Origin of the sequence: Geodermatophilus chilensis, from assembly GCF_002802985.1 — a bacterium.
In the GTDB taxonomy this organism is placed as follows: Bacteria; Actinomycetota; Actinomycetes; order Mycobacteriales; family Geodermatophilaceae; genus Geodermatophilus; species Geodermatophilus chilensis.
Genome location: NZ_NVPT01000075.1, coordinates 19,227 through 27,244 on the forward strand (window position 1 = coordinate 19,227; position 8,018 = coordinate 27,244).

The 8,018-nt window shown below is 72.2% G+C and carries 8 protein-coding genes; 5 read left to right on the forward strand and 3 right to left on the reverse strand.

Annotated elements, in window-relative coordinates; translation table 11 throughout:
* Positions 1 to 50 precede the first annotated feature (50 nt).
* Positions 51 to 1,256 (forward strand): homogentisate 1,2-dioxygenase, encoded by a 1,206-nt coding sequence (locus CNO22_RS14075; RefSeq protein WP_100499972.1) that lies wholly within the window; start codon positions 51 to 53, stop codon positions 1,254 to 1,256.
* Positions 1,253 to 2,443, forward strand: coding sequence for a fumarylacetoacetase (gene fahA, locus CNO22_RS14080; protein WP_100499979.1), 1,191 nt, complete (start codon positions 1,253 to 1,255; stop codon positions 2,441 to 2,443). Before CNO22_RS14075 ends, fahA begins: the two co-directional genes overlap by 4 nt.
* A 45-nt stretch (positions 2,444 to 2,488) precedes the next feature.
* Here the strand turns inward: fahA and hppD are convergent, their stop codons facing one another.
* Entirely contained in the window at positions 2,489 to 3,694 is a 1,206-nt protein-coding gene (gene hppD, locus CNO22_RS14085) for a 4-hydroxyphenylpyruvate dioxygenase (RefSeq protein ID WP_100499973.1), read from the reverse strand.
* Positions 3,695 to 3,864: 170 nt separating this feature from the next.
* Between hppD and CNO22_RS14090 the strand changes: the two genes are divergently transcribed.
* Positions 3,865 to 4,401, forward strand: a complete 537-nt coding sequence (locus CNO22_RS14090; RefSeq protein ID WP_100499974.1) for an Lrp/AsnC family transcriptional regulator — start codon at positions 3,865 to 3,867, stop codon at positions 4,399 to 4,401.
* 12 nt (positions 4,402 to 4,413) lie between these two features.
* Here the strand turns inward: CNO22_RS14090 and CNO22_RS14095 are convergent, their stop codons facing one another.
* On the reverse strand, positions 4,414 to 5,022 hold the full coding sequence (locus CNO22_RS14095; protein ID WP_100499975.1) for a TetR/AcrR family transcriptional regulator: 609 nt from the start codon (positions 5,020 to 5,022) through the stop codon (positions 4,414 to 4,416).
* A 70-nt stretch (positions 5,023 to 5,092) separates the two neighbouring features.
* Entirely contained in the window at positions 5,093 to 6,430 is a 1,338-nt protein-coding gene (gene paaK / locus CNO22_RS14100) for a phenylacetate--CoA ligase PaaK (protein WP_100499976.1), read from the reverse strand.
* Positions 6,431 to 6,553: 123 nt separating this feature from the next.
* On the opposite strand from paaK, the gene paaA reads away from it, so the two are divergent.
* Positions 6,554 to 7,516 carry a 1,2-phenylacetyl-CoA epoxidase subunit PaaA gene (gene paaA, locus CNO22_RS14105; protein ID WP_100499977.1) on the forward strand — a complete coding sequence of 321 codons (963 nt, stop codon included), beginning with the start codon at positions 6,554 to 6,556 and terminating at the stop codon, positions 7,514 to 7,516.
* The gene (paaB, locus tag CNO22_RS14110; RefSeq protein ID WP_100499978.1) at positions 7,513 to 7,881 is read left to right on the forward strand and encodes a 1,2-phenylacetyl-CoA epoxidase subunit PaaB; all 369 of its coding nucleotides are present in this window, start codon (positions 7,513 to 7,515) and stop codon (positions 7,879 to 7,881) included. Before paaA ends, paaB begins: the two co-directional genes overlap by 4 nt.
* The last annotated feature ends 137 nt before the right edge of the window (positions 7,882 to 8,018 follow it).

An 8,018-nucleotide genomic window follows, 5' to 3' on the forward strand; every position in this document is an offset into this window, starting at 1 on the left:
TTCGTCCTCAGCCCCGTCCTGGCGTGGCCGCGCGTCCCGAGGAGGCACCCATGGCGTTCTACCGGCAGGTGGGGAGCGTCCCGCCGAAGCGGCACACCCAGTTCCGTCGTCCCGACGGCGGCCTCTACCACGAGGAGCTGGTCGGCGAGGAGGGCTTCTCGTCGGACTCCTCGCTGCTCTACCACCGCGGCGTCCCGTCGGCGATGGTCGACGCCCGGCCGTGGGAGCTGCCCGACCAGTCCCTGACCCCCAACGCGCCGCTGGTCCCCCGGCACCTGAAGCTGCACGACCTGTTCCCCGGCGAGGAGCACAAGGCCGTCGACCCGGTGACCGGGCGGCGGCTGGTGCTCGGCAACGCCGACGTGCGCATCTCCTACGCCGTCTCGTCGCTGCCCTCGCCGTACTACCGCAACGCCACCGGCGACGAGTGCGTCTACGTCGAGCGGGGCACGGCCACCGTCGAGACCGTGTTCGGCGCACTCGAGGTGGGCCAGGGCGACTACGTCGTCCTCCCACGAACCACCACCCACCGGTGGGTCCCCACCGGGAGCGAGCCGCTGCGCATCTACGCGGTCGAGGCCAACAGCCACATCACCCCGCCCAAGCGCTACCTCTCCCGCTACGGCCAGTTCCTCGAGCACGCGCCCTACTGCGAGCGCGACCTGCGCGGCCCGGCCGAGCCGCTGCTGGCCGAGGGCGCCGACGTCGAGGTCCACGTCAAGCACCGCGGCAACGGCCCCGGCGGGCTGGCCGGCACCGTCCACGTCGTGCCGGAGCACCCGTTCGACGTCGTGGGCTGGGACGGCTGCCTCTACCCCTACGCCTTCAACGTCGCCGACTTCGAGCCGATCACCGGTCGGGTGCACCAGCCGCCGCCGGTGCACCAGGTCTTCGAAGGCACCAACTTCGTCATCTGCAACTTCGTGCCACGGAAGGTCGACTACCACCCGCTGGCCGTCCCGGTGCCCTACTACCACTCCAACGTCGACTCCGACGAGGTCATGTTCTACGTCGACGGCGACTACGAGGCCCGCAAGGGCTCGGGCATCGGCAAGGGCTCGATCAGCCTGCACCCGGGCGGGCACTCCCACGGCCCGCAGCCCGGCGCCGTCGAGCGCTCCCTCGGAGTCCAGTACTTCGACGAGCTCGCCGTCATGGTCGACACCTTCCGGCCGCTGGACCTCGGCGAGGCCGGCGTCGCGGTCGACGACGGCCGCTACGCGTGGTCCTGGTCCGGCCGCGGCCCGGTCGGATGAGCTGGCTGGACCTGCCCGCCGGCACCGGCTTCGGCCTGGACAACCTGCCCTACGGCGTCTTCTCCACCACCGGCACCGCGCCGCGCACCGGTGTGGCCGTCGGGGACGCCGTCCTCGACCTCGCCGCGGCCACCGGGGACGACGTGCACGCCACGCGTTCCCTCAACGCCTTCATGGCGCGGGGGCCGCGGGCGTGGGCGGACCTGCGTGCGCAGCTGACGGAGTGGTTCACCGACGAGACCCACCGGGGCGACGTGGAGCCGTACCTGGTCCCCCATGACACGGTGACGATGCACCTGCCGGTCGAGGTCGCCGACTACGTCGACTTCTACAGCTCCCAGGACCACGCGGAGAACCTCGGCCGGGTGTTCCGCCCGGACTCCGCGCCACTGCCGCCGAACTGGAAGCACCTGCCCATCGGCTACCACGGCCGCGCGGGCACCGTCCGGGTGTCGGGTACGCCGGTGGTCCGGCCGAGCGGCCAGCGCAGGGCCCCGGCGGACGACGCCCCCACCTTCGGCCCCTCGCAGCGGCTGGACATCGAGGCCGAGGTCGGCTTCGTCGTCGGGGTGGGCTCCGACCTGGGCACCCCGGTGCCGCTGGCCGCGTTGCCCGAGCACGTCTTCGGCGTCTGCCTGGTCAACGACTGGTCGGCGCGCGACCTGCAGTCGTGGGAGTACGTGCCCCTGGGGCCGTTCCTCGGCAAGTCCTTCCTCACCTCCGTGTCGCCGTGGGTGGTGCCGCTCGCGGCGCTCGAGGCCGCGCGGGTGGCCCCGCCGGCCCGGGACGTGGCGCTGCTGCCCTACCTCGACGACACCGGCGAGCCCTGGGGCCTGGACCTGACCCTCGAGGTACGGCTCAACGGCGAGCTGGTCAGCTGCCCGCCGTTCGGCCGGATGTACTGGACGCCGGCGCAGCAGCTGGCGCACATGACGGTCAACGGCGCGTCGCTGCGCACCGGGGACCTCTACGCCTCCGGCACCGTCTCGGGGCCCGGCAAGGACCAGCGCGGCTCGTTCATCGAGCTCTCCTGGGGCGGCAGGGAGCCGCTGGCGCTCGCAGACGGCACGACCCGCACGTTCCTCGAGGACGGCGACGACGTCACCATCACCGCCACCGCACCGGGGGCGGCCGGCGGGCGGATCTCCCTCGGCGAGGTCACCGGCCGGGTGCGGCACGCCCGGTGAGCGACCTTGCCGACCCCAGTCGCCGACGCCGGTCCGACCCGGCCCTCAGGAGTTGCCGCGCCTGGCCTGCTCGCGCTCGATCGCCTCGAACAGCGCCTTGAAGTTGCCCTTCCCGAAGCCGAGCGAGCCGTGTCGCTCGATCAGCTCGAAGAAGACCGTGGGCCGGTCCCCGATCGGCCTGGTGAAGATCTGCAGCAGGTAGCCGTCCTCGTCGCGGTCGACCAGGATGCCGCGGCGCTGGAGCTCCTCGATCGGCACGCGGACGGTGCCGATGCGGGCCCGCAGCTCCGGGTCCTCGTAGTAGGAGTCCGGCGTGGGAAGGAACTCGATGCCCTCCGCGCGCAGCGCGTCGACCGTGGTGAGGACGTCGTCGGTCGCCAGCGCCACATGCTGGGCGCCCGGGCCGCCGTAGAACTCCAGGTACTCGTCGATCTGCGACTTCTTCCTGCCGATCGCCGGCTCGTTGAGGGGGAACTTCACCCGGTGGTTGCCGTTGGCGACGACCTTGCTCATCAGAGCCGAGTAGTCGGTGGCGATGTCGTCGCCGATGAACTCGGCCATGTTGGTGAAGCCCATGACGCGGTTGTAGAAGTCGACCCAGCGGTCCATGGCGCCGAGCTCCACGTTGCCGACGACGTGGTCGATCACCTGGAACAGCCGCCTGGGGCGACCGGGTCGTGGCACGTGGGACGAGGTCCGGGACACGTACCCGGGCAGGTACGGACCGGTGTACCGGGAGCGGTCGACCAGGGTGTGCCGGGTGTCGCCGTAGGTGGCGATCGCGGCGACGCGCACGGTGCCGTGCTCGTCGCTGAGGTCGTGCGGTTCCTCGAGGACCGTCGCGCCCTGTGCCCGCGCGTGTGTGGTGCACCGGTCGACGTCGGGCACCGAGAGCGCGATGTCCACGATGCCGTCGCCGTGCCGGCGGTGGTGGTCGGCCAGCGGGCTGGCCGGGTCGCAGGCGCCGGTGACGACGAAGCGGGCCGCGCCCGACCGCAGCACGTAGCCGAGGTGGTCGCGGTTCCCGGTCTCCGGGCCGGAGTAGGCGACCAGCTCCATGCCGAACGCCGACTGGTAGAAGTGCGCCGCCTGCGTGGCGTTCCCGACGATCCACACCAGCGCGTCCCAGCCGGAGACGGGGAACGGGTCGCCGGAGGCGTCGTACTCGACGAGCCCGACCAGCTGCCGGAGCTGGTCGAGGTCGAGCTGCGCGAGGCGCTCGTCGTCGTTGAGGGTCTGCTCGAGGCTCATGCCGGGCTCCTCCCGCGGACGTCCGTCGGTGTCGCCTGCACCACACACCCGCCGGGACGACTGCACAACGGGCCCTGCAACAGCTGGGCCGGCTGCCCATCGAGCCCAGCGGACCGACCCCTGGGCTGGTCGGACTGCACAGACGACGCCGGAACGGGAGGGTGTGCGGGATGACCGACGACCGGGGCCTCGACGCCCTCGACGTGGCCCTGCTGGCCGCACTGGAGGACCACCCCCGCGCCGGGGACCTCGAGCTGTCCCGGGTCACCGGGGTGGCCCGGGGCACCGTGACGGCGCGCTTGCAGCGCATGGAGGACGCCGGCGTCGTCACCGGCTACGGGCCCGACGTCGACGTCCGCGCGGCGGGCTTCGGGGTCCAGGCCTTCGTGACCCTCGAGATCGCCCAGGGCGCGATCGACGAGATGCGGCACGACCTGGAGGTCATCCCCGGCGTCCTGGAGGCACACGCCACCACCGGCAGCGGCGACGTGCTGTGCCGGGTGGCCGCCCGCTCCCACGAGGCCCTGCAGCAGGTCCTCGTCGACCTCAACCGCTCCTCGGCGGTGATGCGGTCGACGAGCGTCGTGGCGCTCTCCGAGCTGGTCCCGTGGCGCACCCGCCCGCTGCTCGAGTCCGCGGCCGCACCGGGCGCGGGCCGGTCGGGCATGCAGCCGAAGGCCGACCGGAGCTCCCCTACCGGCGCCTGACCCGACGGGGCGTCAGGACCGGGTGCGGAGGCCGGAGAACGTGGTGGCGACGAGCGCATCGGCCAGGTCGTCGGCGGAGAGCCCGCCGTCCGGTCGGTACCACTCGGTGAGCGAGTTGACCGTGCCGAACAGCAGCCGGCTGGTCACCGCGGGGTCGACGTCGGGACGCACGTCGCCCTCCTCCTCCGCCGCCCGCACCAGGTCGGTGACGACGCGGTCGAAGGCGCGCCGTCGGTCGAGCGCGGCCCGCTCCACCTCGGAGTTGCCGCGCACCCGCAGCAGGAGCGTGACGAACGGCAGCTCGGCCGCCAGCACCCGCACCGAACCGCGGACGACGTGCTCGAGCCGGTCGATGGCCCGCCCCTGCAGCGCGCCGGGCTCCTCGGTGACGGCGAACAGCGCGTCCAGCGCCCGGTCGAGGGCCAGCCGCAGCAGCTCCACCTTGCTCGGCACGTGGTGGTAGATCGCCGCCTTGGTGACGCCCAGCCGGGCGGCCAGCTCGGCCGTGCTCGTGGCGTCGTAACCGCGCTCGTTGAACACCTCGACCGCCGTGTCGAGCAGCGAGTCCAGCGAGTGCCCGGGACGACCGGGACCGGCCCGCCGGGCGCGCACGGTGGTCACGAGCGCTCCTCGTCACCGGTTCGCTCCCGCGGGGCGCTCCGCTCCTCGCTCGCAGAGCTCGCTGCGATGCTCACGCCCCTGTCCGCTCACGGAGGTCGTACAGGCGCTTGAGCTTCCCCATGGAGCGGGCCAGGGTCTCCGGGTCCACGACCAGGACCTCGACGCTGGTGCCGACCGTGTCCTTCACCGCTTGCGCCACCTCCGCGGCCGCGGCCGGACGGCGCTCGGCCGGGCAGTCGGGACGCGCCTCGACCCGCACGGTCAGGTGGTCCAGCCGGCCGCGGGTGGTCAGCTCCAGGGCGAAGTGCGGCGAGAGCCCGGGCGTGCGGAGGACCACCTCCTCGACCTGGGTCGGGAAGAGGTTCACGCCGCGCAGGATGATCATGTCGTCGGTGCGGCCGGTGACCTTCTCCATCCGGCGCATGCCCGGGCGGGCGGTGCCCGGGAGCAGCCGGGTGAGGTCGCGGGTGCGGTAGCGGACGACCGGCATCGCCTCCTTGGTCAGCGAGGTGAACACCAGCTCGCCGACCTCCCCCTCGGGCAGCACCTCCTCGGTGACCGGGTCGATGACCTCCGGGTAGAAGTGGTCCTCCCACACGTGCAGGCCGTCCTTGGTCTCCACGCACTCCTGCGCGACGCCGGGGCCCATCACCTCGGACAGCCCGTAGATGTCGACGGCGTCGATGTCGAGCCGCTCCTCCATCTCCCGGCGCATCTGCTCGGTCCACGGCTCGGCCCCGAAGATGCCGACCTCCAGCGAGCTGGCGCGCGGGTCCAGGCCCTGCTTCTCGAACTCGTCGATGACGGTGAGCATGTAGGACGGCGTGACCATGACGACCCGCGGCCGGAAGTCGGTGATCAGCTGCACCTGCCGCGGCGTCATGCCGCCGGAGACCGGGATGACCGTGCACCCGAGCTTCTCCGCGCCGTAGTGGGCACCGAGGCCGCCGGTGAACAGGCCGTAGCCGTAGGCGTTGTGCAGCCGGTCGCCCGGCCGGCCGCCGGCCGCACGGATGGAGCGGGCCATGACGGTGGCCCAGGTGTCGATGTCCCGCTCGGTGTAGCCGACGACGGTCGGCCGCCCGGTGGTGCCGGACGACGCGTGCACCCGCCGCACCTGCTCCTGGGGGACGGCGAACATGCCGAACGGGTAGTTGTCGCGCAGGTCGGCCTTGCTGGTGGTCGGGAACCGGGCGAGGTCCGAGAGCTCCCGGCAGTCGTCGGGGTGCACGCCCGCGGCGTCGAAGGCCGCGCGGTAGTGCGGCACGTTCTCGTAGGCGTGCCGCAGCGTCCACCGCAGCCGGTCGAGCTGGAGCGCGCGCAGCTCGTCGACGCCCATCCGCTCGGCCGGCTCGAGGGTCTCCGGGTCGGGCGCGGCGCCCACCCGCCGGTCCGCGGTCGTCGTCATGGCCGCCGTCCCTCTCTCCCGGCCGGGCCGGGGCGCTTGTGTCCCGTCGTGTGCTGGGCCACACTATTCCTGACCGCTCGTTCAGTAAACCCGCGAGCACCCGTGGATCCGTGAGGAGGGGCCTTGTCCGCGCCCACGCTGGAGCACCCGCTCGACGAGGTCGCGCTGCAGCAGCAGTTCGACGCCACGATCGCCGCCGACCACCGGATCGAGCCGCGCGACTGGATGCCGGAGGGCTACCGGAAGACCCTCATCCGGCAGATCGCGCAGCACGCGCACTCGGAGATCATCGGGATGCAGCCCGAGGGCGACTGGCTGCTGGCCGCGCCCAGCCTGCGGCGCAAGTCGGTGCTGCTGGCCAAGGTGCAGGACGAGGCCGGCCACGGCATGTACCTCTACTCCGCGGCCGAGACGCTCGGTGCCGACCGCGCCGACCTCACCGACAAGCTGATCGAGCGCCGCCACAAGTACAGCTCGATCTTCAACTACCCGACGCTCACCTACGCCGACGTCGGCGTGATCGGGTGGTTCGTCGACGGCGCGGCCATCTGCAACCAGGTGCCGCTGTGCCGCTCCTCCTACGGGCCCTACGCCCGGGCGATGATCCGCATCTGCAAGGAGGAGTCCTTCCACCAGCGGCAGGGCTATGAGCTGCTGATGACGATGATGGGCGGCACCGACGAGCAGCGGGCGATGGTGCAGGACGCCGTCGACCGCTGGTGGTGGCCCTCGCTGATGATGTTCGGCCCGCCGGACGACGACAGCCCCAACTCGGCGCAGTCGATGGCCTGGGGCATCAAGCGGCACAGCAACGACGAGCTGCGCCAGCGCTTCGTCGACATGACCGTGCCGCAGGCCGACTTCCTCGGCGTCACGCTGCCCGACCCGGAGCTGTCCTACGACCCGGCGACCGGCCACCACCGGTTCGGCCCGATCGACTGGGACGAGTTCAAGCGGGTGCTCGCCGGCGACGGCCCCCGCAACGAGGAGCGGATCCGGCGCCGCCGCGCCGCCCGGGACGACAACGCGTGGGTCACCGAGGCCGCCACCGCCTACGCCCGCAAGCACGACGGGGCCGCCGCGTGAGCACCGACGTCACCGCAGAAGGTGGGCACGGCGCGATCTCCACCGGGCCCGAGGTGCCGGTCGAGCCGAAGCCGACGCTGAGCCGCCGCGAGTGGCCGCTGTACGAGGTGTTCGTCCGCGGCAAGCGCGGGCTCAACCACGTGCACGTCGGCTCCCTGCACGCGCCGGACGACGAGATGGCGGTGCACGCCGCCCGCGACGTCTACACCCGGCGCAACGAGGGCGTGAGCATCTGGGTGGTCAAGGCCGCCGACATCACCGCGTCGAGCCCCGACGAGAAGGACCCGATGTTCGCCCCGAGCGGCGACAAGGTCTACCGCCACCCGACCTTCTACGAGATCCCCGAGGACGTCCCCCACATGTAGGAGGACCCCCTCTCCCCCCACCCCCCGTCCCTTATACACATCTCAACACCTCGCTCCCCCCTCCACCTATACGCTACACGCTCCCCACACCATCCTCACACGCATCACTACTCTCTTTCCTACCCAACTGCTCCAAT